We start from the raw sequence: 24,808 nt of genomic DNA, 5'->3' as shown, positions 1-24,808 counted from the left end.
CAACGTCTCAAAGGGACCCTTCACGACATCCCCACGGACCGGGGCCTGGCATCAACCGCAGCCGGATCCCACGTAGGTACCTTTCTTGTCCCGCTTGAGGTACATGAAGGACCCCTTCCTTGCGCCTGGCGCAGTGAAGGGGTCCTTCATGTACTGGGGAAGGAGGCCTTCACGGACTCGGGTCTGGCATCAACCGCAGCCGGAACCACGTAGGTACCTAAGACACCCTCGGCTCTGACCCGAATCGCCACTCACGACCCCTCCGCAAAACCGTACATATAAGCATCAAGGGGACATCGACCAACGGCTAAGCGCCTTTGCCGGGACTCTGCTCCAGGCGCAAGGACGGGGGCCTTCATGTATTTCGGCGGCCGTTGTGAAGGCGGTGCTACTGGGGCGAACGTGGTGCTTGCCAGGTCGAGCGCCGGCGTCACAGTTGTCCCAACATCACCAGGGACCTCATCGGTGGGTTGTGAAGGGCCCCTTCCCTACCTTCAAGGTAGGGAAGGAGGCCCTCACGGACCGGTGAGCGACCCCTTGCCGAGTCCGCCTTACTTACCCGCCCGCTCGAATTCCCGGATCAGCACCGGGTACTGCTCTCCCCCGTGCCCGGCGGCGATCGCACGGTCGGCCATCGCCTTGAGCAGGTTCGGCAGTTCGGCGTTCACCCCCAGCGCTTCGCATTCCTCGACCAGGTGCGCCATTGCCCGCGCGTCGGTCTCCAAGGCGGAGACCTCGGCCGGGAAGGCCCCCTTGTCGACCTGTTCGGCGTATCCGGGCAGCCAATCGGCCACCCCGGCGGCGATCTGCCGCGCGAACGGCGCGTACGTCGCGGCGTCGACACCGGCGGTCTTGAGCATCGCCGTGCCCTGAAGCCACGCGTTCAGGACGCTCCACATCATGGTCAACCCGGCGACGTCGTACAGGGACGCCAGCCCGGGATCCTCGCCGAGATGGCTGACCGTGCCGAGCGCGCCGAGGTCGAAGTCCGGCCGCGGTCCGCTGAGCAGGATCACCGCCTCGGCGGTCCCGATCGCCGAAGGGATCGCCATGATCGCGCCGTCGGTGTAGCAGGCGCCTCGTTTTTCGGCCCAGGCGGCGGTTTCCCGTGCTTGGGCGGAACTGCCCGAGGACAGGTTGACCAGGGTCGTGCCCTCCAGTCCGGCGTCGCCGAGCAGGTCACGCACAGCGGAGTAGTCGGTAAGGCACAGGATCGTCACGCCGCCCGAGGCGAGCGCTTCGCCGATCGAAGGCGCGAGCCGCGCCCCTTCGGCGACCAGGGAATCGGCTTTGGCGGCCGTCCGGTTCCACACGGTCGTGGGATGCCCGGACTTCAGGAACGCGCGGGCGAGCGCGGTGCCCATCAGGCCGAGGCCGACGACCGATACCGGGGTGTTCGCGTTGTCAGTCATGGCACCATCGTCGACATTGATACCGGTATGAAGGTCAAGTGGGGAAAGCGATGAGAATCGGTGAACTGAGTCACCGGACGGGCGTCAACACGCATCAGTTGCGCTACTACGAAGCCCAAGGCCTCCTGGAGGCGAGCCGCGGCACGAACGGCTACCGCGAGTACGACGAGACGGCCTTGCTGCGGGTGAAGCAGATCCGGCATCTGCTCGCCGCCGGACTGTCGTCCGAGGACATCGCGTATCTGCTGCCCTGCGCGATCGGCGAGGAGCCCGAGCTGATCGGCTGCCCCGAACTGCTGGCCGCGATGCGCGAGCGGCTCGGGCGCCTGGACGAGCAGCTGGCCAAGCTGGCACGTTCGCGTGACGCGCTCGCCGAGTACATCGTCGTGGCCGAGCGCGTCGGCGGCGAGACCTATCCGCCCTTCGACGGCGCCGCCGCGTGAACGAGACACAGGAAGCGGTCCGGCTGCGGGAGCAGGGCACCGACGAGGCCCGCCTGCGGCTGATCGAGCTGGCCGCGCGGAATCCTCGGGACGCCGTGATCGCCTACCAAACCGCGTGGGCACACGATTCGGCAGGACTGGAGGCGGCAGCGGCCCCGTTCTACGAGCGGGCGCTCGCGGGCGAAGGTCTGTCCACAGAGGACAGGCACGGCGTGTTCGTCGGGCTCGGCAGCACGTATCGCGTCCTCGGCCGGTACGACGAGTCGCTCAAGACGTTGCGCCGCGGCCTCGGCGAGTTCCCGGACGACGCGGCGCTGAGGACCTTCCTCGCGATGGCGCTCTACAACGTCGGCGAAGCACGCGAAGCGGCGGGAACGCTGCTGAAGGTGCTCGCGGCGACGAGCGCGGACGACGGCGTGCAGCGGTACCGGCGCGCGGTCGAGTACTACTCGGACCATCTGGACGACGTCGAATGAGCCTTATTGACACCTTGTCAACATAGCCTTACTTTCACGTCATGAGCGCGTACGCCGAAATCACCTACGAGGTCGCCGACCGCATCGCGACGGTCACGCTCAACCGGCCCGAGGCCCGCAACGGCTACACCATCCGCATGGCCGACGAACTCGGCGACGCGATGGACCGGGCCGACCGCGACGAAGACGTCCGGGTGGTGATCCTGACCGGCAACGGCAAGGACTTCTCGGTGGGCGCCGATCTCTCCCAGGGCGGCTTCGACTTCGACCCGGAGACCGGCCCGGACGCGGCATGGCAGGAGCCGGCGGGACGTTGCTCGAAGCGGATCTTCACGATGAACAAGCCGGTGATCGCGGCCCTGCGGGGCGCGGCCGTCGGCGGCGGCATCACGATCACGCTGTCGTGCGATTACCGGCTGGCGTCCACGGACTCCCGGTTCGGTTTCGTGTTCGTCCGCCGCGGGATCTACCCCGAAGGCGCGTCCGCGTGGTTCCTCCCGCGGCTCGTCGGGATGGGCACGGCACTCGACTGGATGATCAGCGGCCGCGTGTTCGACGCCGAGGAAGCGAAAACCGCCGGGCTGGTCCACAGTGTTCACGAGCCCGAGGAAGTGCTCGGCAAGGCACGCGAACTGGCCCTTGAGATCGCCAGGACCACCTCACCCGTCTCGGTCGCGGTGACCCGGCAGCTGTTGTACCGGATGGCCAGCGCGGAGTCGCCGTTCCCCGTGCACGAACTGGACTCCCGGCTGATCGGCGGCCTTGGCTCCAGCCCGGACGCCGTCGAAGGCGTCGTGTCCTTCCTGCAGAAACGAGCACCGGAGTTCTCCATGCGCGTCGACACCGACCAGCCCGCCTACCTGCCGTGGCGGAACGCGTGACCGCCTATCCCCCGGAGCCCTGGAATCTGGCGGGTCAGGCGTACCTGTCGGTCTGGCGCGTCCCGGTGAGCGAACTGCCCGCGCTGCCCAACGGCGCCGAACCCGTCGTACTGGGCGGCCGCGCGCAGGTGTTCACCGCCTGGATCGACTACCAGGAGCCCGGACAGCTTCAGTATCACGAGCTGCTGGCGACCGTCGCGGTCCGCGGCAAGCGGCTCTCCAGCTCGATCACCGACATCTGGGTCGACAGCGAAGTCTCCCTCGCCGGTGGACGCGCGTTGTGGGGTATTCCCAAGGACCTCGCCGCGCTCGACTTCGCCCACGGGCGGACCTTCACCGCCTCGGCGGCCACCCACGAGGACTGGATCGCGACGGCGGCCTTCACCGCCCGCCCGAGTCTCCCGGTGCGGATGCCCGCGGCCTTCGACGTCGTCCAAATGCTGGACGGTCGTCTCAAAAGAAGCCCCGTCCGGGCGACGGCGAACCCGCGCCCCGCGACCGCGGATTGGCGGATCAACGAGTCCGGCCCGTTCGGCTTCCTCGCCGGTCAGCGGCCCGTGCTGAGCGCCTGCCTGCGCGACTTCAAGATCGTTTTCGGCGGCTGACCGGCCGCTCAGCGTGATCGTCTAACCCGCCAGGGTGAGACGACGACACGCCACCCATTGGGGCACGTGCAGCCTCCGACCCCTACATGTAGTCTCTGGGAACCGGCACCGCCCAGCGACGGGGAGACCGCTCGGGAGCGGTGGTCGGACAGCTTTGTGAACGTGCAGCGCACGGCCTTGTGAGGCCTTGTGGTGCTTCAACGCGCCCTTTTGGAGTGACGCATGTCAGTCGATACCGGTCAGCGGCCGCCCTCGTCCTCGGACACGACGCCCGCGACCGTGCGAGTCATCCGGCGGGACGGCAGCGTGTCCCCCTTCGACGCGAACAAGATCTCGGTCGCCGTGACCAAGGCCTTCCTCGCCGTCGAGGGCGGTGACGCGGCCGCCTCGTCGCGGATCCACCACCTGGTCAACGAACTGACCGAACAGATCGAAGCCACCCTGCTCCGCCACGCCGGTCCCGAGACCGCTCTGCACATCGAGCAGATCCAGGACATCGTCGAGCTCGCGCTGATGCGCGGCGAGCACCACAAGGTCGCCCGCGCGTACGTCCTGTACCGCGATGAGCGCGCGAAGGCCCGTGATGCCGAGAAGCCCGCTTCGTCCGATGTCGCCATCAGCGTCAAGACGGCCGACGGCTCGCTCCGTCCGCTCGACTGGGCCCGCGTCTCGCACGTCGTCGGCGAGGCCGTCGCCGGCCTGGACGACGTCTCGGCCGAGCCGGTGCTCGCCGAGGCCAAGCGCAACCTCTACGACGGCATCAGCGCCGACGAACTCGCCCTCGCCCAGATCATGGCCGCGCGCGTGCTCGTCGAGCAGGAGCCGAACTACTCCTACGTCAGCGCCCGGCTGCTGGCGGACAAGCTCCGCGGCGAGGCGCTCAGCTACCTCGCGGGCGTGCCGCAGCAGGCCAGCCAGAACGAGATGACCGCCCGGTACCCGCAGTACTTCCGGGACTACCTCAAGCGCGCCATCGAACTGGAGCTGGTCAACCCCGAGCTCCAGACCTTCGACCTGGACAAGATCACCGCGGCCATCCACGCCGAGCGCGACCTCGACTTCGGCTTCCTCGGCCTGCAGACCCTGTACGACCGATACTTCCAGCACCACAACGGCATCCGCTTCGAACTGCCGCAGGCGTTCTTCATGCGGGTCGCGATGGGCCTGGCGATCCGCGAGGACAACCGGGAAGCCCGCGCGATCGAGTTTTACGAGCTGCTCTCGACGTTCCACTTCATGGCGTCCACCCCGACGCTGTTCAACTCGGGCACCACTCGCCCGCAGCTGTCGTCCTGCTTCCTGACCACTGTGGACGATGACCTGGACTCGATCTTCCAGGCGTACAAGAACAACGCGCTGCTGGCGAAGTACTCGGGCGGTCTCGGCAACGACTGGACCCCGGTCCGCGGCCTCGGCGCGCACATCAAGGGCACCAACGGCCAGTCGCAGGGTGTCGTGCCGTTCCTCAAGATCGCCAACGACACCGCGGTCGCGGTGAACCAGGGCGGCAAGCGCAAGGGCGCGGCCTGCGCATACCTCGAGACCTGGCACGTGGACATCGAGGAATTCCTCGACCTGCGCAAGAACACCGGTGACGACCGTCGTCGTACGCACGACATGAACACCGCGAACTGGGTGCCCGACGAGTTCCTGCGCCGCGTCGAGGCCGACGCGCAGTGGACGCTGTTCTCGCCGAACGAGACCCCGGACCTGCACGACCTCTACGGCACCGCGTTCGCCGAGCGCTACCGCGAGTACGAGGCCGCCGCCGAACGCGGTGAGCTGAAGGTGTTCCGCAAGATCCGCGCGGTCGACCTGTGGCGCCGCATGCTGACCATGCTGTTCGAGACCGGCCACCCGTGGATCACCTTCAAGGACCCGTGCAACCTGCGTTCGCCGCAGCAGCACGTGGGTGTCGTGCACTCGTCCAACCTGTGCACCGAGATCACCCTGAACACCACCACCGACGAGGTCGCGGTCTGCAACCTCGGCTCGGTGAACCTGCTCAAGCACGTCACGCCCGAGGGCTTGGACACCGCGCGGCTCGAGAAGACCGTGCGCACCGCGGTCCGCATGCTCGACAACGTGATCGACATCAACTTCTACACGATCCCGGAGGCGCGCCGCTCCAACCTGCGCCACCGCCCGATCGGCCTCGGCCTGATGGGCTTCCAGGACGCGCTGTTCGAGATCGGTGTGCCGCTGTCCTCGGACGAGGCCGTGCAGTTCGCGGACACCAGCATGGAGCACATCAGCTACTACGCGATCTCGGCGTCGACCGACCTCGCCGAGGAGCGCGGCCAGTACCAGACGTTCGAGGGTTCCTTGTGGAGCAAGGGAATCCTGCCGATCGACTCGATGCAGCTGCTGATCGACGCGCGGCAGGGCGACGCGCTCGACGTCGACACCTCGTCCACTTTGGACTGGGCGCCGCTGCGCGAGCGGGTCAAGACCGTCGGTATGCGCAACTCCAACGTGATGGCGATCGCGCCGACCGCGACGATCTCCAACATCTGCGGGGTCGGCCAGTCGATCGAACCGCTGTTCCAGAACCTGTTCGTCAAGTCGAACATGTCCGGTGACTTCACCGTGGTGAACCCGCACCTGGTCCGCTCGCTCAAGGAGCGCGGGCTGTGGGACGAGGTCATGGTCTCGGACCTGAAGTACTTCGACGGCAGCCTCGGCCAGATCGACCGCGTGCCGGACGACCTGAAGGCGTTGTACGCCACCGCGTTCGAGATCGAGTCCAAGTGGCTGGTGGACGCCGGTTCGCGTCGTCAGAAGTGGATCGACCAGGCGCAGTCGCTGAACCTGTACATCGCGGCGCCCAGCGGCCGCAAGCTCGACGAGCTGTACCGCTACGCCTGGCACAAGGGCCTCAAGACCACGTACTACCTGCGGGCGCGGTCCGCGACGCACGTGGAGAAGAGCACCCTGCGCGGCACCGACGGCAAGCTGAACGCGGTCTCGGCCACCCCGGCCCCGGCCACACCATCGGCACCCAAGCCCGCTGCCCCGGCTCCCGCCGCTTCGTCCGCCCCGTCGGCTTCCGCCGCGGTCTCGCCGTCGCCCGCCGCCGCGGTCCCGGCCGTCCCGGTGACCGCCCCTGCCCCGGCCGCCAAGCCGGAGCCGAAGGAGCTGCCGCAGGTCTCGGACGTCGACTTCGTCGCCACCGACGGTGCCGCCTGCCGGATCGACGACCCCGACTGCGAAGCCTGCCAGTGACCGCCCGGTCGTGAGTGGCGATTCGTGTTCTGACCCGAATCGCCACTCACGACCCCCCAACTCTCAAAGTGAGCCTCCATGACCACCTTTGACCCCGCCACCGACGCCACCGGGCTCGGTGAGATCGAAGTCGGCGCCGCCCGGATCAACGTCGACGACAAGCGGATGATCAACGCCCGCGCCGACGTCAACCAGCTGCTGCCGATGAAGTACACCTGGGCGTGGGAGAAGTACCTCGCCGGCTGCAACAACCACTGGATGCCGACCGAGGTCGCCATGCAGGCCGACATCGCGCTGTGGAAGTCGCCCGACGGCCTCACCGAGGACGAGCGCACCATGCTCAAGCGCAACCTCGGCTTCTTCGCCACCGCGGAATCGCTGGTGGCCAACAACATCGTGCTCGCGGTGTACCGGCAGATCACCAACCCCGAATGCCGCCAGTACCTGCTGCGCCAGGCGTTCGAGGAGGCCGTGCACACGCACACCTTCCAGTACATCTGCGAGAGCCTCGGCCTGGTCGAGGGCGAGCTGTTCAACATGTACCGCGAGGTCCCGTCCATCTCGGAGAAGGACGCGTGGGCGCTGAAGTACACGCAGAACCTCGAGAACCCGGACTTCGAGACCGGCACCCCCGAGGCCGACCAGAACTTCCTTCGTGACCTGGTCGCGTTCTACGTGATCTTCGAGGGCATGTGGTTCTACACCGGCTTCGCGCAGATCCTCTCGCTCGGCCGCCGGAACAAGATGATCGGCATCGCCGAGCAGTACCAGTACATCCTGCGCGACGAGTCGATCCACCTGAACTTCGGCATCGACTGCATCAACCAGATCAAGATCGAGAACCCGCACCTGTGGACCGAGGAGTTCCAGGCCGAGATCCGCGGCATGCTGACCGAGGCGTGCGAACTCGAGGTCGCCTACGCCCGCGACACCATGCCGCGCGGCATGCTCGGGCTCTCGGCGGAACTGATCGAGCAGTACATGCACTTCATCACCGACCGTCGCGCGCAGCAGATCGGCCTCGCGCCCATCTTCGGCGAGACGGAGAACCCGTTCCCGTGGATGTCGGAGGCGATGGATCTCAAGAAGGAGAAGAACTTCTTCGAGACCCGCGTCATCGAGTACCAGTCCGGTGGCGCCCTCGACTGGGACTGATCGCCTGAACTGACGAAAAGGCCTGCTCGGCGCACTCGCGCCGGGTGGGCCTTTCGTCGTTCAAGCGCGGGCGAAGTACGGTTCCACCGCTTCCAAGCGCGGCACCGGGACGCCCAGCCGCCGCGCTTCGGCCAGGGTGTCCCGGCAGACCTCACGCGGCTCCTCGGCGTCGAGGTCGGAGTGCGCCGTGACGCTCACTCGCGCCGGTGCGAAATGAGCGGTCAGCCAGGCGAGAACGGGGGCCGTCAGCCAGGTGGGCGCCCGGAACAGCAGCACACCGACCCGGTGACGACGCAGGTCGAGGCCGCGCGCCTCGAGAAGCGGCAGCAGTTCGCGGCCGGTCAGCAGCCCCTCGCGCAGGGCGCCCGTCGACCCGGCCAGCTCGGACAGCGACCCCAGCCGCAGGCCCTGCGAGAGCAGCCCGGCGTCGGACACGAAATGGACCCACAGCCAGCCGCGGAAGTCGGGCCGCTCCTTGATCCGTAGCCCGGCCTCGCTAAACGCCTGGCGCACGGCCCGCTCACGCTCGGTCGGGGGCCGGCCGAGAGTGCCGAAGACAACCGACGGCAGCAGCATCCCGCGAAGCACGCCGTTCGCGTCGAACCCGCCACCGGCCTGGGGGAAGCCCCAGGCGATCCGGTCGAGGGGAAGTGGGCCGATCGCGGCCGTCGGCTCGGTCCAGATGTTGCCGAAGACCAGCACCGTGGCCTGGCCGACGCGCGGGGCCAGGAAGGCCGTCGCCTCCGGGAGGCGGTGGTGCGCCACGCTGAGCACGATCAGGTCGAAGTCGTGGTCCGGCTCCAGCGTCTCGCGGAGGCGCACCGGCCACTTCTCGACGACGCGCTGCCCCCACACCCGGCGCCGCGTATCGAGCAGGTCGAGGTCCACCGTCTCCCCGTACGTCGCCGCGCGGCCCGGCCGGACGTAGAACTCGACTTCGTGTCCCGCCTTCTGCAGGACCCGGCCGTAGACGGTGGCGATCACACCTCGGCCGAACATCAGGATCTTCAAGCGGCACCTCGGGGGGTAAGATCGAAGTGGAGGTTATCTCCACTTTCAAAAATATGGAGATGATCTCCACTTGTCAACGCGAGGGAGCGCATGACCGCCGACAAGCCGCTGCGGGCCGACGCCCGGCGCAAGCGCGAGGCCCTGCTCGCCAAGGCCCGGGAGGTCTTCGACGCCGGAGAGTTCTTCGACCTGCGCTTCGATGACTTCGCCAGCCTGGCCGGCGTCGGCACCGGCACGCTTTACCGCCACTTCCCCACCAGGGAGGCGCTGGCCGAGGCGGTCTACCACGGGGAAGTCGCCGCGCTGTGCGACCGTGCCCGACGGCTACAGGCCACGCTGCCCGCGGCTGAGGCGTTGGCGACCTTCCTCCGCGACATGGTCGGCCACATCGGTGCCCATGCGGGCCTGGCACGGACGCTGGCCACCCTCATGGCCGATCGTTCGGGTGCCCTCGCCGAAGGCGGCCAAGCGCTGGAGCAGGCCGTCACCGCACTGGTCGCCGCCGCCGTGCGGGACGGCGCCGTTCGCGACGACGTGGGCGCCGGCGCCGTGATGATGGCACTGCACGGCATCGGCGCGGCCCATGACCGCCCCGAGTGGCGGGCCGAGGCCGACGATGTCATCACCCTCGTGCTGGACGGGCTGCGCCGCCCACAGCCATAGCGCGCCTGGGTACTCTCCAAGGTGCTACTGGTTCGCCCGGCTTCCCAGGCCGGTCGAGGTAACAGGGAACCCGGTGTGAATCCGGGACTGCCCCGCAGCGGTATGTGGGAGCGAAAGCCGTCACCGTGCGAGACACGGTAAAGCACTGGGACATGGCGCCCCGGGAAGCGACGGCCGGTAGGAGCGAGCGAGTCGCCCACGAGTCCGAAGACCTGCCCGTGGTACGCGCGCCGACGGCGTGCGTGAGTCCGGGCCTCGTGGGATGGGCACGACCGAACGGCGGTCACTCCTGCGCGCTCCGGGCTCTCACGACAAGCTCGCGAGGAGAGAGCTGTGACCGAAATCGGCACGACTGTGCTGGGCTACCCCCGGATCGGACCGGACAGGGAGCTCAAGCGTTCACTCGAACGCTATTGGGCGGGCAAGATCGACGAGGCCGAACTGCTGGGCACCGGCCGCGCACTGCGCACCCGGGCCTGGCGGGAGCTCAAGGACGCGGGGCTGGATTCCGTCCCCTCCAACACGTTCTCCCACTACGACCAGGTGCTCGACACCGCCGAGCTGTTCGGAGCGCTGCCGGAGCGCTTCACGACGCTCGGTCTTTCGCCGCTCGATACCTACTTCGCCGCCGCGCGCGGGGTGCAGGACGCGCCGGCGCTGGAGATGACGAAGTGGTTCGACACGAACTACCACTACATCGTCCCCGAACTCGGCCCGGAGACGTCGTTCTCGCTCTCCGGCACCAAACCGCTCGACGAGTACCGCGAGGCACGCGCGATCGGTGTCGAGACGCGGCCGGTGCTGGTGGGCCCGGTGACGTTCCTGCTGCTCGCGAAGGCGAGCGAGACCGCCCCGGAGGGCTTCCGTCCGCTGGATCTGCTCGACGACCTCCTCGACGGCTACGTCGAGCTGTTAAGGCGCCTGCATGACGAAGGCGTCGAGTGGGTCCAGTTCGACGAGCCCGCCTTCGCCGCGGACCGCGACGAGCGGGAGCTCAACGCGCTCATCCGCGCCTACCACCGGCTGGCGAAGGTGACCGCGCGGCCGAAGATCCTGGTCGCCGGGTACTTCGGCGGTCTCGGCCGCGGCCTCGGCGTGCTCGCACGCTCCCCGATCGACGCGATCGCCGTCGACCTCGTCACCGATGAGTCCTTTGTGGACGCGGTCGCGGCCGAACCCGCCTTGCGGGACAAGGAGGTTCTGGCCGGTGTCGTCGACGGGCGCAACGTCTGGCGCACCGACCCCGCCCGCGCGCTCGGCCGGGCGGCGACGTTGCTCGGCACCGCCAGGTCGGTCAGCGTGTCGACGTCCTGCTCGCTGCTGCACGTGCCCTACGACGTCGAGCGTGAGGACGGGCTCCATCCGCGGCTGAAGGGCTGGCTGGCGTTCGCGAAGCAGAAGGTCGACGAGGTCGTCCTGCTCGGGCGAGCGTTGAAGGAAGACGGCGTCGACCTCTCCGCCGCTCGTACCGCGGCCGCGGATCGCGCGACGGCGGCCGACCTGGCCGACGCCGGGGTGCGTGCCCGGCTGGAGGCGCTGCGGCCGGAAGACACCGTCCGCTCCCCCTACGCCCGGCGCGCGGCGGCGCAGCAGGCCGCGCTGGAGCTGCCGCCCTTGCCGAGCACCACGATCGGCTCGTTCCCGCAGACCACCGACGTCCGCAAGGCGCGGGCCGCGCACAAGGCGGGCTCTCTGGACGACGCGGGCTACGAGGTCGCGATGAAGGCCGAGATCGAGCGTGTCATCCGGCTGCAGGAGGAGATCGGGCTGGACGTGCTGGTGCACGGCGAACCCGAGCGCAACGACATGGTGCAGTACTTCGCCGAGCGGCTGGCCGGGTTCGCGGCCACCGACTTCGGCTGGGTGCAGTCCTACGGTTCACGATGTGTCCGGCCGCCGATCCTGTACGGCGACGTCTCACGTCCGGAGCCGATGACCGTCGAGTGGGCACGCTACGCGCAGAGCCTGACCGGCAAGCCCGTCAAGGGGATGCTGACCGGTCCGGTGACGATCCTGGCGTGGTCGTTCGTCCGGGACGATCAACCGCTGGGCGAGACCGCCCGTCAGGTGGCGCTGGCCATCCGCGACGAGGTGCACGACCTGCGGAAGGCGGGCATCCGCGTCATCCAGGTGGATGAGCCGGCGCTGCGCGAACTGCTCCCGCTGCGCGCGGCGGCGCATGAGGCGTACTTCGCGTGGGCGGTTTCGTCGTTCCGGCTCGCGACGTCCGGGATCGACGACGCGACACAGATCCACACGCATATGTGCTACTCGGAGTTCGGCGACGTGGTGAAGGCGATCGACGCGCTCGACGCCGACGTCACCAGCATCGAGGCCGCGCGGTCCAAGATGGAGGTCGTCACCGACCTCGGCGCGGCGGGCTTCGGCCGCGGCGTCGGGCCGGGCGTATACGACATCCACTCGCCGCGCGTCCCCGGTGTCGACGAGGTCAGCGGGCTGTTGCGGACCGCCGTCGGTGCCGTGCCCGCCGAGCGGATCTGGGTCAATCCGGACTGCGGCCTGAAGACGCGCGGGTACGCCGAGGTCGAGCCCGCCCTGCGGAACCTGGTCGCGGCCGCCCGAGCGGTCCGCGCCGAGCTTTCCTGACGTTCCGTGAAGGCCTCCTTGAGGGACTCTGGGTCCCTCAAGGAGGCCTTCACGGACTCGGCAATCGCCTGGCCTGGCGCGTGGTCGAGGGCCGGGGGTCAAGCATGATCGATGAGCTCACCAAGCGTGGAGGATTCGGGACGGTGAACGTCCCAAATCCTCCACACTCACCCCACACGGCCTTCCGCCGAGGTATTGTCAGGACGTCAATAAGGGTGCGATGGTGGGGCGGCAGCCGATCTCAGCGGGGAGATGGTCACCATGGCGAACGCCGTCGAAAAGGTCACCGGGGCACTGCGCGAGCGGGTCCCGCCGCTCACGTCGATCCCCTTGCCGCGTTCGGTCGACCAGCGCTGGCTCGGCGCGACCTGGCCGGTCCGCGAACTCGCGCCCGCCCCGCCGGGCCTCAAACCCGTCCTCGGCGACGAAGGTCCGCCGGTCATCGGGCACGCGCTGGACTTCATGCGCTTCGGCATCGAGTTCGGCCTCAAACGCTACGAGACCTACGGCCCGGTGTCGTGGATGGGCGCGTTCGGCCGCCGCATCGTCGCGCTCTCCGGCCCGGAGGCCACGCAGATCGCGTTGGTGAACAAGGACAAGGCCTTCTCCCAGGAGGGCTGGAAGTTCTTCATCGAGCAGTTCTTCGACCGCGGCCTGATGCTGCTCGACTTCGGGGAGCATCACCTCCACCGCCGCATCATGCAGGCGGCGTTCACCCGGCAACGGCTCACCGGCTACGTCGACCAGATGGGCCCGGCCCTGCGCGAGGGCATCGCCGCGTGGGCGGACCGGCCGAACCCGCGGATCTACTGGTCCCTCAAGCAACTCACGCTCGACGTCGCGACGCGGGTGTTCATGGGGATGCGGTCCGGCGACGACGCGGCCGCGATCAACCGCGCGTTCGTGAATTCCGTGCGCGCGGGCACGGCCATCGTGCGCTTTCCCGTTCCCGGCGGCCGCTGGGCGGCGGGCTTGCACGGCCGCAAGGTCCTCGAACGCTACTTCTCGGCGAATCTGCCCGCGAAACGGGCGAGCGACGGCGATGACCTCTTCACCGCCTTGTGCCACGCCACCACCGAAGACGGTGACCGTTTCACCGACTCCGACGTCGTCAACCACATGATCTTCCTGATGATGGCCGCGCACGACACGTCGACCATCACCAGCGCGGCGGCCGTCTACCACCTCGCGAAGAACCCCGAATGGCAGGAACGCGCGCGCCAGGAGTCCCTCGCGCTCGGCGACGACGTGCCGGACATCGAGGCACTGGAGACCCTGACGACGCTGGACCTGGTGATCAAGGAAGCCCTGCGGCTGGTGGCGCCGGTTCCTTCGCTGGCAAGGAAGACCGTGAAGGACACCGAGGTTCTCGGCCACTTCATTCCCGAAGGGACACTCGTCGGGGTTTCCCCCACCGTCAATCATTTCGCCCCGGAGTACTGGACCGACCCGATGCGGTTCGACCCGGAACGCTTTGGCGAGGAACGCCGCGAGGACAAGTCGCACCGCTACGCGTGGATGCCGTTCGGCGGCGGCGCGCACAAGTGCATCGGCCTGCATTTCGGGACGTTCGAAGTGAAGGCGCTGCTGCACGAGATGCTGCGGGCGTATCGGTGGTCGGTTCCGGAGCACTACACGGCGCGCTGGGACTACGTCTCGCTGCCGGTCCCCGCGGACGGCCTGCCGATCCGGCTGGCAGCGCGCTGAACTCCGACCAAACGGACATTCACGATCGAGTACTCTTGGTGACATCCGGTCACCACTCGTGTAGTAGCGATCACCCTTTCAGCCGGTAGACACCCCGGATCGCGCATGATGCCGTGGCACTACACCCGGTCGGCTCATACCTAGTGTGGGCCCATGAGTTCGGACACCCGGTCTGAGCTGGCCATAAACCGCGCATGAAGAGGTGAAGTGTGCCCGAGCCTGGTTCCGCGCCAGGGTTGGTGGACGTAGCTCGGAGATGGGCCGAGACGCTCGCTGACACTAAAGGAGTATCGCTTCCCAAGGAGCAACTCGAACAGCTGCTGCTCGGCGTCGTCAAGGACGCCGTCCGGACCGAGCCCGATCACCAGCCCGCTGTGCGGCGCTTCTCCAAGCTCTATTCCGCCTCTCCCATCGGCATCGCGCTCGCCGATCCCAACGGCACGATCGTCGAGGCGAACATCGCCCTCGGCAAACTCCTCGGCTGCCGTCCCGCCGCCCTGCGCGGACGGGGGATCCCCGATCTCGGCTCCGCCGACCACGACGTCGCCCGGCTGCGGAACGCGCTCTCGCAACTCATGACCGCAGGCAGGCCGACCCAGCAGGAACGCCTGCTGCTGACCCACAGCGAGGAAGGCCCGCTCTGGGTCGACGTGACCCTGACCGATCTGCCCGGTGACCGGCCCGGTTCGACCTATCCGGTGCTGATGGTCGCCGACGCCAACGAGATCCACCTGCTGCAGGAACAACTGCTGCACCAGAACGTGCACGACCCGCTGACCGGCCTGCCGAACGCCACCGCCTTCGGCAACGCACTCGAAGCCGCACTGGCCGGGTCCGGCGACGAACAGATCGCGCTCGTCTACCTCGACGTCGACGGCTTCAAGGTGATCAACGACGGTCTGGGCGCCGGCGTCGGCGATCAGGTGCTGCGCGGGGTCGCGAAGAAGCTCACGTCCGTCTTCACCGGCAGGCACGACGGTTCGGTCGCCCGGCTGTCCGGCGACGGGTTCGCCGTCCTGCTGCGCGGCGACTTCACCCCGCCCGAGGTGATCGCGCTGGTCGAGCAGGCCTTGGAGGAACTGGTCGAGCCGATCTACCTCGGCGGGCACGGTATCGGGGTCAGCGCGAGCGCGGGCATCGTCGTCCGCGCGGTCGCCGACGGCGGACCCGAAGACCTGCTTCGCGCCGCGGAAATCGCCCTGCACCGCGCCAAGGAGGCAGGCAAGGCGCAATGGATGCTGTTCGATCCGGAACTCGACGCGCGCGACCGGGGCCGCTACCAGCTGGGCGCGGTCATCGCGGGCGCGCTGGAGAACGGCGAGTTCTCGCTGATCTACCAGCCGACGGTGAAACTCGCGAACCCCGACCAGCTGGCCGCGGTCAACGCCGGATTGCGCTGGAGCCACCCGGAGAAGGGCGAACTGGACTCGGACGAGTTCTACCCGCTCGCGCAGGTCACCGGGATGACCATCCCGCTCGGCCGGTGGCTGCTGGCCGAATCGCTCGCCGCCACCGCGAGGTGGCGGAACAGGTTCGGCGAAGCCGCGCCCGACGTCTGCGTGCGGCTGCCGAACCGGCTGGCCATCGAGCCCGATCTGGTGCTGCTGGTCAAGGAACAGCTCGACCGGCACAGCCTGCCCGCCCAGGCGTTGAGGCTGTGCACGGACCGCGAATCCGTGCTCGACCCGAACGGCGAGGTGCTCGACTCCTTCGCGGTACTGGCCGATCTGGGCGCCCAGCTCGTGCTGACGATCTCCGGCTCCGACGATCTCGAGCTGATCCCGCGGCACCGGCTGCCCGTCCGTCACGTGATCCTGTCCGGCGCCGTGGTCGACGCGCTGGCCGACGGCGAGGACGAAGCCGACGTCCGCCACCTGTGCCAGCTGGTCGCCAGGGCCAAGGAACTGAAACTCCGCATCGGCGCGGAAGGCGTCCACAATCACGAACAGGCCGAGCGGCTCCGGCGATACGGTGTGCTCGCGGCGCGCGGTTCGTTCGTCGCGGATTCCGCGACCGGGGACGAGGTCGACGAGCTCATCGAACGCCACACCGACATGACAGGATCCGTCCATGGACCAAGGTGACATCGCCCCGGACTTCACCCTTCCCGACGACAAGGGCGAGCAGCGCACGCTGTCGGACTTCCTCTCGTCCGGCCCCGTCGTGCTCTTCTTCTACCCCGCCGCGATGACCAGCGGCTGCACCGCGGAAAGCTGTCACTTCCGCGATCTGGCCGCCGAATTCGCCGAGGTGGGCGCGCATCGCGTCGGGATCAGCCCGGACGCCGTCGCCAAACAGCAGGAGTTCTCGGCCAAACACGGCTTCGACTATCCCCTGCTGTCCGATGTGGACGGTGTGGTGGCGAAACAGTTCGGCGTGTGGCGCAAGTTCAGCCCGCTGCACGCCAAGCGGCACACCTTCGTCATCGACACCGACCGCAAGGTGCTCGAAGTGATCAAGAGCGAACTGAAGTTCACCGTGCACGCCGACAAGGCACTCGCCGCCTTGCGCGAGCGCAAGACTAAGGACGCTTGAGCCGCCAGATCCTGGTGACGCCCGCGCAGGCGGGGGCGAGCGGCGGTTCGGTGGCCTCGTCACCGATCATCGTGAACCCCAGCCGTGCGGGCACGGCGCCGCTCGCGACGTTGTTCTCGTCGTGCCGGATCTCGACCTCCGGCGCGCCGAGCCGGAAGGCCTCGTCGACCAGGAGCTTCGCGGCCCTGGACACGAAGCCGCGACCGGTGTGGTGTCGGCTGAGCCAGTAGCCGATCTCGATCCGGTCCGGATGGATGATCATGCCCGTGCCGCCGACGATTTCGTCCCCGGCGAGGATCGCGAAATCGTAGGTCTTGCCTTCGGCCCAGTTCCTTGCGGTGTGCTCCAGGAAGCCGGCGGCTTCGCGACGGCCGTAACCGTTGGTGGCCCAGATCATCCACGCGCCGAGATGCGCGGCGGAATCCCCCGCGACGGTGGCGAGGGTTTCGAGTTGCCGCGGCTGCCAGCGGCGCAGCGTGACGACTTCGTCGGCGAGGGTCTCGGCGGGCGCTTCCATCCGCCCATGGTGACTCGCCTTCGCTCCGGGCGCCTCCGGTTTTCGGGCCGCGAGCAGCGTCCGAGGCACGCGAGGCCCCGCAGACGCTAGGAACGGTCCTTTCCTGGCGAATTTCGCAAGGAAAGGACCGTTCATGGCGCCGAAAGGACCGATGATCAGGTCAGGATCGCGCTGTCCGGGATCTCCGTGTCGTTCTTCAACGCGTCGAAAAGCAGCTTCGACTTCGTCTTGTCCCAGTTCTCCGCCGAGCCGTTGGTCACCGGCACCGTCGTGGTGACGACGCCGCCCGAGGAGATCCCGCGCATCGCCAGTGCCAGCCCCACCAGGTTGTGCACGTGGTCGCCGGTGTCCATCGTCAGCGCGTCGGGTCCCGTCGACAGCAGCGGGAACAGCGAGAACGGGTTCAGCAGGGTGCCGGGGCTGCCGATCTCGCTGACCAGCGCGCCGATGAACTTGCGCTGGTTGGCGACGCGGTCGAGGTCCGAACGCGGCGTCGCGTCGCTGTGCCGCATGCGGACGAACCCGAGCGCCTGCGGACCCTGGAGGTCCTGGCAGCCCGCGGGGATCTTGATCTTGGTGAGGGTGTCCTCCATCGGCTTCTCGACGCACATGTGGACCCCGCCGATCGCGTCGACGATCTTGGCGAACCCGCCGAAGCCGATCTCGGCGTAGTGGTCGATGCGCAGGCCGGTGGCGCCTTCGACGGTCTGCGCGAGCAGTGCCGGGCCGCCGATCGAGAACGCGGCGTTGATCTTGTTCTTGCCGTGCCCAGGGATGGTCACCTGCGAGTCGCGCGGGAGGCTCAGCAGCGTCGGCTTGGTGCTGTTGGACGGGACGTGCGCGATCATGATGGTGTCGGTCCGCTTGCCGCCGCCGGCGGCCTTGGAGTCGCCGGTGACCAGCTTCTCCTGTTCCTCGGCCGTCAGCCCGTCCCGGCTGTCGGAGCCCACGATCAGCCAGTTGGTGCCCTCGGCCGCGACGGGGCGGCCGGAGTACTCGGCCAGCGCGTCGACGCGGTTGATGGAGAACTCCAGGTACACCCACACGCCGGCGAGGAACACCACGAACACGGTCAGCAGGGTGACCAGCACCTTGCCGAAACCCCAGCGCTTGCGTCGCGCCGGCGGCCTCGCGCCGTCGGCCGGACGGCCGGGCGGGGGCCCTGGACGGCGCGGTGGCGGACCGGCGGGGCGTTCCTGGCCCCCGTGCCCCATGGGCGCGGTCCGCTCGTCGTACGGGCTGCTCCCCCGGCCGGGCAGCGGCATCATCTGCGCCGGCTGGTGCCGCCGAGGGCGGCCGGACGGCGGCCGCTGTGGCGGCATCCGTCGCCCTCGGTCGTCGCCTCCATACGTCATGCCGAATCACCCGTCCCGATTTCGCGTGTAGGGCCCAGTCAACCGCAGACCCTAGGTGAAGGACGTCCGGCACCCCGCATCGGTTGGGTGGCGTTCACCGTCCGTTTTCGGCGAATCCGAACTGGTGGACCTTGAGATACCCCGAGCGGAACCCCGCTTCGGAGTACGCCAGGTAGAACTCCCACATCCGCTTGAAGACGTCGTCGAAGCCCAGTTCGGTGATGTCGTCCCACCGGTGGGTGAACCTCTCCCGCCACAGCCGCAACGTGTGCGCGTAGTCCTGGCCGAATTCGCGCACCCCTTGCAGTTTCAGCCGAGTGTTGGCCAGCATGCCCTGTTCGATCGAGGTGGTCGACGGGATCAGCCCGCCGGGGAAGATGTACTTGTGCATCCAGGTGTACGAACGGGCCGCGGCGAGCATGCGTTCGTGGTCCATGGTGATGGCCTGGAGGCCGAACCTGCCGCCCGGCTTCAGCCGCTTCCCGATGGTCTCGAAGAACGCAGGCCAGTACGGCTCGCCGACGGCCTCGATCATCTCGACGCTGACCACGGCGTCGTACTCGCCGGTCGAGTCGCGGTAGTCGCACAGCCGGACGTCGACGCGGTCGGCGAAGCCCGCCGCCGCGATGCGCTCGGTCGCCAGCTTCGCCTGCTCCTCGGAAATGGTCAATGACGTGACCTTGGCCCCGCGTGCGGCGGCCCGGATCGAGAGTTCACCCCAGCCGGTGCCGATCTCGAGCACCGTGCTGCCTTCCCGGACGCCCGCGTAGTCCAGGACGCTGTCGATCTTGCGGTGCTGCGCGGCGGTGAGGTCGTCGTCCGGGCCGAACAACGCCGACGAGTACATCATCGACGGGTCCAGGAATGTGCCGAACAGCTCGTTGGACAGGTCGTAATGGCGATGGATGTTCGCCCGCGCCCCCTCCACGGTGTTCTCCTCGGTCGCGGGGTGGCCGCGGTCGACGAACCGGCGGAACCGTTGCAGCAGCGGCGGGACGAGCGTCGCCATCCGTTCCGCGAACGGGGTCAGCACCTCGGCGAGCGCGTCGCTCGTCCAATCGCCGACCAGGTAGGCCTCGCCGAAGCCGATCTTCGCGTCCACGCCGAGGCGGTGGAAGAAGGCGGCGGGGCGGTTGAGCCGCATCTCGGGCGCGTCCGGGCCGCCCGCGCCCAGCTGCGAGCCGTCGGGCATGCGCACGCGGACGTTCAACGGGCGCACCGCGTGCCGGAACAACTGCTCGGCGATCCGCGCCCGGAACGGGGAATGCGGCGGGGTGGCCAGCCCCGGCCACCGTGTTTCGTTTGGGACGGGCAGGCCGGCCGAACCGGCCGCCCGATCGACGCTGAACGTGGACATGAGTACTCCCTCCCACCCGGTTCAGACCGGGATCCGCAGCCGTTCCGAGCTCGGCCGTCCCCAGGCCCCGCTCAGTGTTTCGTCGATTCCCCCGGCTTCGATCAGCTCGAGGGTGAAAGCCCGTACGAGGCGGTTCCAGACGCGAGATCTGCGTAACATCGCATGCCCTTCGCCACCGATCTCGAACCGCGCGGACCGCGACGTCACCTTTTCGGCACGTTCGGCGAAAGCGTGTGAGGCCACCGGATCGGTCATCCGGTCCTTGGTGCCGTGCGCGATGAGCACGGCGCGACCACCGACGGCGTCGATGGATTCACCCGGTGGTGTCCACGGCGCCAGCGCGCAGACGCCGGCCACGGCCGGATCGTCGGCGACGCGCAGGGCGACCCGCCCACCCATCGAATGGCCGACGAGGATCACCGGCACATCCGGATGCTCCTCGTGAACGCGGTCCAAGGCCCAGCGCGCGTCGGCGAGCGCGTCGGTACCGTGGTCGTTCCAGCCGTAGATCCGGTTGCGCAGCAGCCGCACCTCGACCCCGTGCTCCCGGCACGCCCGGTGGACGTCCTTCGCCAGCGGAACCATCCGCTGGTACGCCAGCCGCCACGGCGCCACGCGGGCATGACTGTGCTCCGCGCCGCCGTGCAGTACCAGCACCACGGCTTTCGCCTGGCCGCGTGCTCGCCAAGTCCGCACCGCGGGATCAGCCTCGTTCACCCTGGACCCTCCAGTCTCCGAAACCCCGGCCGCAGTGATCGGGTCAACCTCGATCATGACCCGATGTATTCCACTTCGGCCATTGGTCCACGCGATACATTCGTCGCTGACCTCCAGACGGAAAGGCGGATGTGGTGAGCACCACCGAACGTTATGCAGACGTCGCCGAACGGCTCGCGGAAGCCGAACGGGGTAACGCGGCGCAGATCCGGAAATCGGCCGAGCTGATCCTGGACGTCATCCGGGCGGACGCCCTGGTGTTCACCGCCGGGGCCGGGCATTCGCTGGCCGCGGTCGCCGAGACCTTCTACCGTGCGGGCGGCCTCGCCTGCGTGTACCCGGTCTACCACCCCGAACTGCTGCCGTTGCACGGCGCGCAGCACAGCACCAAGACCGAGCGCCGCTCCGGGCTCGCCGAAGAGGTGCTGGCCGAGCGCGCGCCGGGTCCGGACGACCTGCTGGTGGTGTTCTCGACCTCGGGCGTCAACCCGTACCCGGTCGAACTGGCCGCCGGGGCGCGGAAGCGCGGGGCGTCGGTCATCGCGGTGAGTTCGGCCGCGTCCGTGGCCGCGGCACCCAAACGCGCGGCGACGACACTGATCGAAGAAGCGAGCATCGTGCTCGACTCCCACGTCCGCCCCGGCGACTCGAGCTACCCGCCGGACGCGCCGCGGACCGCGCCACTGTCCACTGTGATCAACGCGTTCCTGTGGAACCTCGTCCTCGCCGAGGTCGTGGACCTCGGTGCGGCGCAAGGCGTCGACATCCCGCTGTGGCGCAGTTCCAACGTGGACGGTGGCGACGAGGCCAACGCCGCGTTGCTGGCCAAGTACGGCGAGCGGGTCCCCGCTCTCCGCTAGCTCCGCGTCCGCGCGGACGAGTTCCTTGACTCGTCCGCGCGACCCTTCTACGGTCACATACCGACCGGTCGGTGTCCGCAGGAGGTCCGTGCCCATGCCCGAGATCCACGGTGATTGCGCGGCGGGGTTCGAACCCGTCCTTGCCGCCTTCGAGGAGAACTTCGCCGGACGCGGCGAGATCGGCGCCGCCTTCTCGGTGACCCGGCACGGCGAGACCGTGGTCGACCTCTGGGCGGGCTGGGCCGATCCGGACCGGACGATCCCGTGGCGGGCGGACACGCTCACCAACGTCTGGTCGACCACCAAGGGCATGACCGCGCTCTGCGCGCACCACCTCGCCGACGCCGGCCTCCTCGACCTCGACGCGCCGGTCGCGAAGTACTGGCCGGAGTTCGCGGCGGCGGGCAAACGGGACATCCCGGTGCGCTGGCTGCTCTCGCACCGCTCCGGCGTGACCGGCATCGGCCTCGACCGGCCGGTGACGGTCGAGGAACTGTACGACTGGGAGCACATCACCGGACTGCTCGCCGCGCAGGCGCCGCTCTTCGAACCCGGCACGGTCAGCGGCTACCACGCGCTGTCGTTCGGTTTCCTCGTCGGCGAGGTGATCCGCCGGGTGAGCGGACAGGACGTCCGCGCGTACTTCGCCGGGCACATCGCCGGCCCGCTGGCCGCGGACTTCCGGATCGGCCTGGACTCCGACGACGATCTGACGCGCTGCTCCACCCTCGTCGAACCCGTGCTCGGCGACGAGATGAAAAGCGCACTGGCGCAGGCGTTCGCCAACGCCGGACCGCCCGCCCTCGCGGCGCTGGCGAACCCACGCGTCCAAGGCCGTGACGCCAACGATCCGGCCTGGCGGCGCGCGATCCTGCCCGCCCTGAACGGACACGGAACCGCCAGGGCCATCGCGACCATCTACGGCGCGCTCGCCTCCGGCCGTCTGCTCTCGGCCGGAGCGCTCGCGACCGCCCGCGAAGGGCAGGGCCGCGAGGCCGACATCGTCGGCGGACTGGGTAACGAATGGGCGCTGGGGTTCTACCTCGGCAGCGAGGAACGCGGCTTCGGCCCGAACCCGCGCGCGTTCGGGCACGACGGGCTCGGCGGCTCGTCCGGCGGCGCGGATCCCGAGAGCGGGATCGCCTTCGGCTACACGATGAACCGGATGGGGCCGCTGATGCGGGACGATCCGCGGAAGATGGCGCTGGTGAACGCGACCTTCGCCTCCCCCGCCCTCACCTGATTGCCCCTCCCGCGCGCGCTATGAAGGACGCTTTCATTGCAAATTTTGCAATGAAAGCGTCCTTCATAGCGCTCTTGAGGTCACGCGACAGCAGCAGGCTCCTCCGAGAACTGCGTCAGGTACAGCGCCGAATAGCGCCCTTCCCGCGCGAGGAGCTCTTCGTGCGTTCCCCGCTCGACGATCTCCCCGTGCTCGATCACCAGGATCTGGTCCGCCGCCCGCACGGTCGACAACCGGTGCGCGATGACCAGCGCGGTCCGTCCGTCGAGCGCGTCGGTCAGCGCCTCGCCCACGGCTGCCTCGGACTGCGAGTCCAGATGCGCGGTCGCCTCGTCGAGGACGACGACCCTCGGCTGCGCCAGCAGGAGCCGGGCGATGGTCAGCCGCTGCCGTTCCCCGCCGGAGAGCCGGTAGCCCCGCTCCCCCACCAGGGTCTCCAGCCCGTCCGGCAGGTCCCGGATCAGCTCGGCCAGCCGCGCCTTCTCCAGCGCCGACCAGATCTCGGCATCGGTGACGCCGGGCCGCGCGTATTCGAGGTTCGCCCGGATCGTGTCGTGGAAGAGGTGCCCGTCCTGGGTCACCACGCCGACGGTTTCCCGCAGCGCGGCGAAGCTCAGGTCGCGAACGTCCACATCGGACAAGCGGACCGATCCGGCGTCGACGTCGTAGAGGCGCGGCAGCAGCGAGGCGATCGTCGACTTGCCCGCCCCGGACGAACCGACCAACGCCACCATCTGCCCGGGTTCGGCGCGGAAGCTGATGCCGTGCAATACCTCTTCGCCACCTCGGTGATCCAAAGTGGACACATCCTCCAGTGACGCCAGCGAGTACCGGTCCGCGGCGGGGTAGCCGAACCGGACGTCCGAGAACTCCACCGAAACCGGGCCTTCGGGAACGCGGCGCGGCTCCGACTTCTCTTCGATCATCGGCTTGAGGTCGAGCACCTCGAAGACCCGCTCGAACGACACCAGCGCGGTCATCACGTCCACCCGGACGTTCGCCAGCGCGGTGAGCGGCGAGTACAGCCTGGTCAGCAGCAACGCCAACGCCACGACGGTGCCCGGCGCGAGCGCCCCGGTCAGCGCGAGGTAGCCGCCCAGCCCGTAGACCAGGGCCTGCGCGAGCGCGGAGACCGTGGTCAGGCTGGTCAGGAACCAGCGCGTCAGCATCGCCGTCCGCACCCCGATGTCGCGCACCCGACCGGCCCGCGAGCCGAAGTCGCCCACCTCACGCGCCGGGTCGCCGAACAGCTTCACCAGTGTCGCGCCCGGCGCGGAGAACCGTTCGGTCATCTGCGTGGTCATCGACGCGTTGAGCCCGCCGGCCTCCCGCTGCAGCTCGGCCATCCGCCGTCCGAGGCGCCGCGTCGGCAGGATGAACACCGGCAGCAGCACCAGCGCCAGCAGCGTGACCTGCCAGGACAGCGTCATCATCACCACCAGCGACAGCACGAGCTGGATCACGTTGGTGACCAATCCGGACAGTGTCGCGGTGAACGTGCGCTGCGCGCCGATGACGTCGTTGTTGAGCCTGCTCACCAGCGCGCCGGTGCGAGTGCGGGTGAAGAACGCGACCGGCATCCGCTGCACGTGCCGGTACACCGCGAGCCGCAGGTCGAGGATGATCCCCTCGCCGATCCTCGACGACTGCGCCCGTTCCGCCAGCCCGAGTCCGGCGTCGATCAGCGCCAGTACCGCGATCACCACGGCCAGCCACACCACCAGCGCGACGTCGTGCCCGCCGATGATCGCGTCGACCACCTTCCCGGCCAGCACCGGCGTGCTCACCGCCAGCACCGCCGACACGACAGTGAGCACCAGGAATATCAGCAGCCTCCGCCAATGCGGCCTGGCGAACCGCGCGACGCGGCGGAGCGTGCCCTTGTGCAGACCCTTCGGAACGTCGGCGGACTTCATCGCCGAATTCATCAGCGACCAAGTGTTGTCCATGAGAACCCTCTCTTACCCCCAGAACCTCGATATTAGTCGAGGGTTTTCCCGGATATACGCATCACCAACACCGGAGCGCACCGGATGCTT

At 68.6% G+C, this 24,808-nt stretch carries 20 protein-coding genes and 1 riboswitch; of the genes, 13 read left to right on the top strand and 7 right to left on the bottom strand.

Translation table 11 applies throughout. The features are described from left to right. Positions 1-551 precede the first annotated feature (551 nt). Entirely contained in the window at positions 552-1,412 is an 861-nt protein-coding gene (locus tag DL991_RS11620) for an NAD(P)-dependent oxidoreductase (protein ID WP_125783831.1), read from the bottom strand. Between the two features lie 50 nt (positions 1,413-1,462). Here DL991_RS11620 and DL991_RS11615 point away from each other — a divergent pair, with 50 nt between their 5' ends. From DL991_RS11615 to DL991_RS11590, 6 genes are all read left to right on the top strand, one after another. After that, the gene (locus DL991_RS11615) at positions 1,463-1,855 is read left to right on the top strand and encodes a MerR family transcriptional regulator (RefSeq protein ID WP_125783829.1); all 393 of its coding nucleotides are present in this window, start codon (positions 1,463-1,465) and stop codon (positions 1,853-1,855) included. Then, positions 1,852-2,331: a tetratricopeptide repeat protein gene (locus DL991_RS11610; RefSeq protein ID WP_233598794.1), complete on the top strand. Its 480-nt coding sequence runs from the start codon at positions 1,852-1,854 to the stop codon at positions 2,329-2,331. Before DL991_RS11615 ends, DL991_RS11610 begins: the two co-directional genes overlap by 4 nt. Positions 2,332-2,372: 41 nt before the next feature. Continuing rightward, on the top strand, positions 2,373-3,212 hold the full coding sequence (locus tag DL991_RS11605; protein ID WP_125783827.1) for an enoyl-CoA hydratase-related protein: 840 nt from the start codon (positions 2,373-2,375) through the stop codon (positions 3,210-3,212). Then, positions 3,209-3,817: an acetoacetate decarboxylase family protein gene (locus DL991_RS11600; RefSeq protein WP_125783825.1), complete on the top strand. Its 609-nt coding sequence runs from the start codon at positions 3,209-3,211 to the stop codon at positions 3,815-3,817. Before DL991_RS11605 ends, DL991_RS11600 begins: the two co-directional genes overlap by 4 nt. A 222-nt stretch (positions 3,818-4,039) precedes the next feature. After that, positions 4,040-7,042, top strand: coding sequence for a ribonucleoside-diphosphate reductase subunit alpha (locus DL991_RS11595; RefSeq protein WP_125783823.1), 3,003 nt, complete (start codon positions 4,040-4,042; stop codon positions 7,040-7,042). A 78-nt stretch (positions 7,043-7,120) separates the two neighbouring features. Next, on the top strand, positions 7,121-8,197 hold the full coding sequence (locus tag DL991_RS11590; protein WP_125783821.1) for a ribonucleotide-diphosphate reductase subunit beta: 1,077 nt from the start codon (positions 7,121-7,123) through the stop codon (positions 8,195-8,197). A 60-nt stretch (positions 8,198-8,257) separates the two neighbouring features. Here the strand turns inward: DL991_RS11590 and DL991_RS11585 are convergent, their stop codons facing one another. Next, positions 8,258-9,208 (bottom strand): ketopantoate reductase family protein, encoded by a 951-nt coding sequence (locus DL991_RS11585; RefSeq protein WP_125783819.1) that lies wholly within the window; start codon positions 9,206-9,208, stop codon positions 8,258-8,260. A 90-nt stretch (positions 9,209-9,298) separates the two neighbouring features. Between DL991_RS11585 and DL991_RS11580 the strand changes: the two genes are divergently transcribed. The 5 genes from DL991_RS11580 (at position 9,299) to DL991_RS11560 (ending at position 16,720) form a co-directional block, all read left to right on the top strand. Then, positions 9,299-9,871 carry a TetR/AcrR family transcriptional regulator gene (locus DL991_RS11580; RefSeq protein WP_125783817.1) on the top strand — a complete coding sequence of 191 codons (573 nt, stop codon included), beginning with the start codon at positions 9,299-9,301 and terminating at the stop codon, positions 9,869-9,871. 11 nt (positions 9,872-9,882) lie between these two features. After that, a riboswitch (cobalamin riboswitch) is annotated at positions 9,883-10,106 on the top strand. Positions 10,107-10,204: 98 nt separating this feature from the next. Then, positions 10,205-12,478 (top strand): 5-methyltetrahydropteroyltriglutamate--homocysteine S-methyltransferase, encoded by a 2,274-nt coding sequence (gene metE, locus DL991_RS11575; RefSeq protein WP_125783815.1) that lies wholly within the window; start codon positions 10,205-10,207, stop codon positions 12,476-12,478. 261 nt (positions 12,479-12,739) lie between these two features. Then, the gene (locus tag DL991_RS11570) at positions 12,740-14,185 is read left to right on the top strand and encodes a cytochrome P450 (RefSeq protein WP_199746310.1); all 1,446 of its coding nucleotides are present in this window, start codon (positions 12,740-12,742) and stop codon (positions 14,183-14,185) included. A 209-nt stretch (positions 14,186-14,394) separates the two neighbouring features. Beyond that, positions 14,395-16,269 (top strand): bifunctional diguanylate cyclase/phosphodiesterase, encoded by a 1,875-nt coding sequence (locus DL991_RS11565; RefSeq protein WP_233598793.1) that lies wholly within the window; start codon positions 14,395-14,397, stop codon positions 16,267-16,269. Then, entirely contained in the window at positions 16,256-16,720 is a 465-nt protein-coding gene (locus tag DL991_RS11560; RefSeq protein ID WP_125783811.1) for a peroxiredoxin, read from the top strand. The genes DL991_RS11565 and DL991_RS11560 overlap by 14 nt, the downstream gene beginning before the upstream one ends. On the opposite strand, the gene DL991_RS11555 is transcribed toward DL991_RS11560, so the two are convergent. The 4 genes from DL991_RS11555 to DL991_RS11540 form a co-directional block, all read right to left on the bottom strand. Then, positions 16,707-17,237 (bottom strand): GNAT family N-acetyltransferase, encoded by a 531-nt coding sequence (locus DL991_RS11555; RefSeq protein WP_125783809.1) that lies wholly within the window; start codon positions 17,235-17,237, stop codon positions 16,707-16,709. The genes DL991_RS11560 and DL991_RS11555 overlap by 14 nt on opposite strands. Positions 17,238-17,392: 155 nt before the next feature. Then, positions 17,393-18,592 (bottom strand): LCP family protein, encoded by a 1,200-nt coding sequence (locus tag DL991_RS11550; protein ID WP_125783803.1) that lies wholly within the window; start codon positions 18,590-18,592, stop codon positions 17,393-17,395. Between the two features lie 94 nt (positions 18,593-18,686). After that, positions 18,687-19,949, bottom strand: a complete 1,263-nt coding sequence (locus tag DL991_RS11545) for a cyclopropane-fatty-acyl-phospholipid synthase family protein (protein WP_125783801.1) — start codon at positions 19,947-19,949, stop codon at positions 18,687-18,689. A gap of 21 nt (positions 19,950-19,970) precedes the next feature. Beyond that, positions 19,971-20,666: an alpha/beta hydrolase gene (locus DL991_RS11540; protein ID WP_125783799.1), complete on the bottom strand. Its 696-nt coding sequence runs from the start codon at positions 20,664-20,666 to the stop codon at positions 19,971-19,973. A 131-nt stretch (positions 20,667-20,797) separates the two neighbouring features. Between DL991_RS11540 and DL991_RS11535 the strand changes: the two genes are divergently transcribed. Both DL991_RS11535 and DL991_RS11530 read left to right on the top strand, forming a co-directional pair. Beyond that, positions 20,798-21,526: an SIS domain-containing protein gene (locus tag DL991_RS11535; protein ID WP_125783797.1), complete on the top strand. Its 729-nt coding sequence runs from the start codon at positions 20,798-20,800 to the stop codon at positions 21,524-21,526. 94 nt (positions 21,527-21,620) lie between these two features. Beyond that, positions 21,621-22,769, top strand: coding sequence for a serine hydrolase domain-containing protein (locus DL991_RS11530; RefSeq protein ID WP_125783796.1), 1,149 nt, complete (start codon positions 21,621-21,623; stop codon positions 22,767-22,769). Between the two features lie 80 nt (positions 22,770-22,849). Here DL991_RS11530 and DL991_RS11525 read toward each other — a convergent pair whose 3' ends face one another. Beyond that, the gene (locus DL991_RS11525; protein WP_125783794.1) at positions 22,850-24,718 is read right to left on the bottom strand and encodes an ABC transporter ATP-binding protein; all 1,869 of its coding nucleotides are present in this window, start codon (positions 24,716-24,718) and stop codon (positions 22,850-22,852) included. Positions 24,719-24,808 lie beyond the last annotated feature (90 nt).

Origin of the sequence: Amycolatopsis sp. WAC 01375, from assembly GCF_003947325.1 — a bacterium.
GTDB lineage: Bacteria > Actinomycetota > Actinomycetes > Mycobacteriales > Pseudonocardiaceae > Amycolatopsis.
This window is presented reverse-complemented; position numbering and strand designations above follow the sequence as displayed.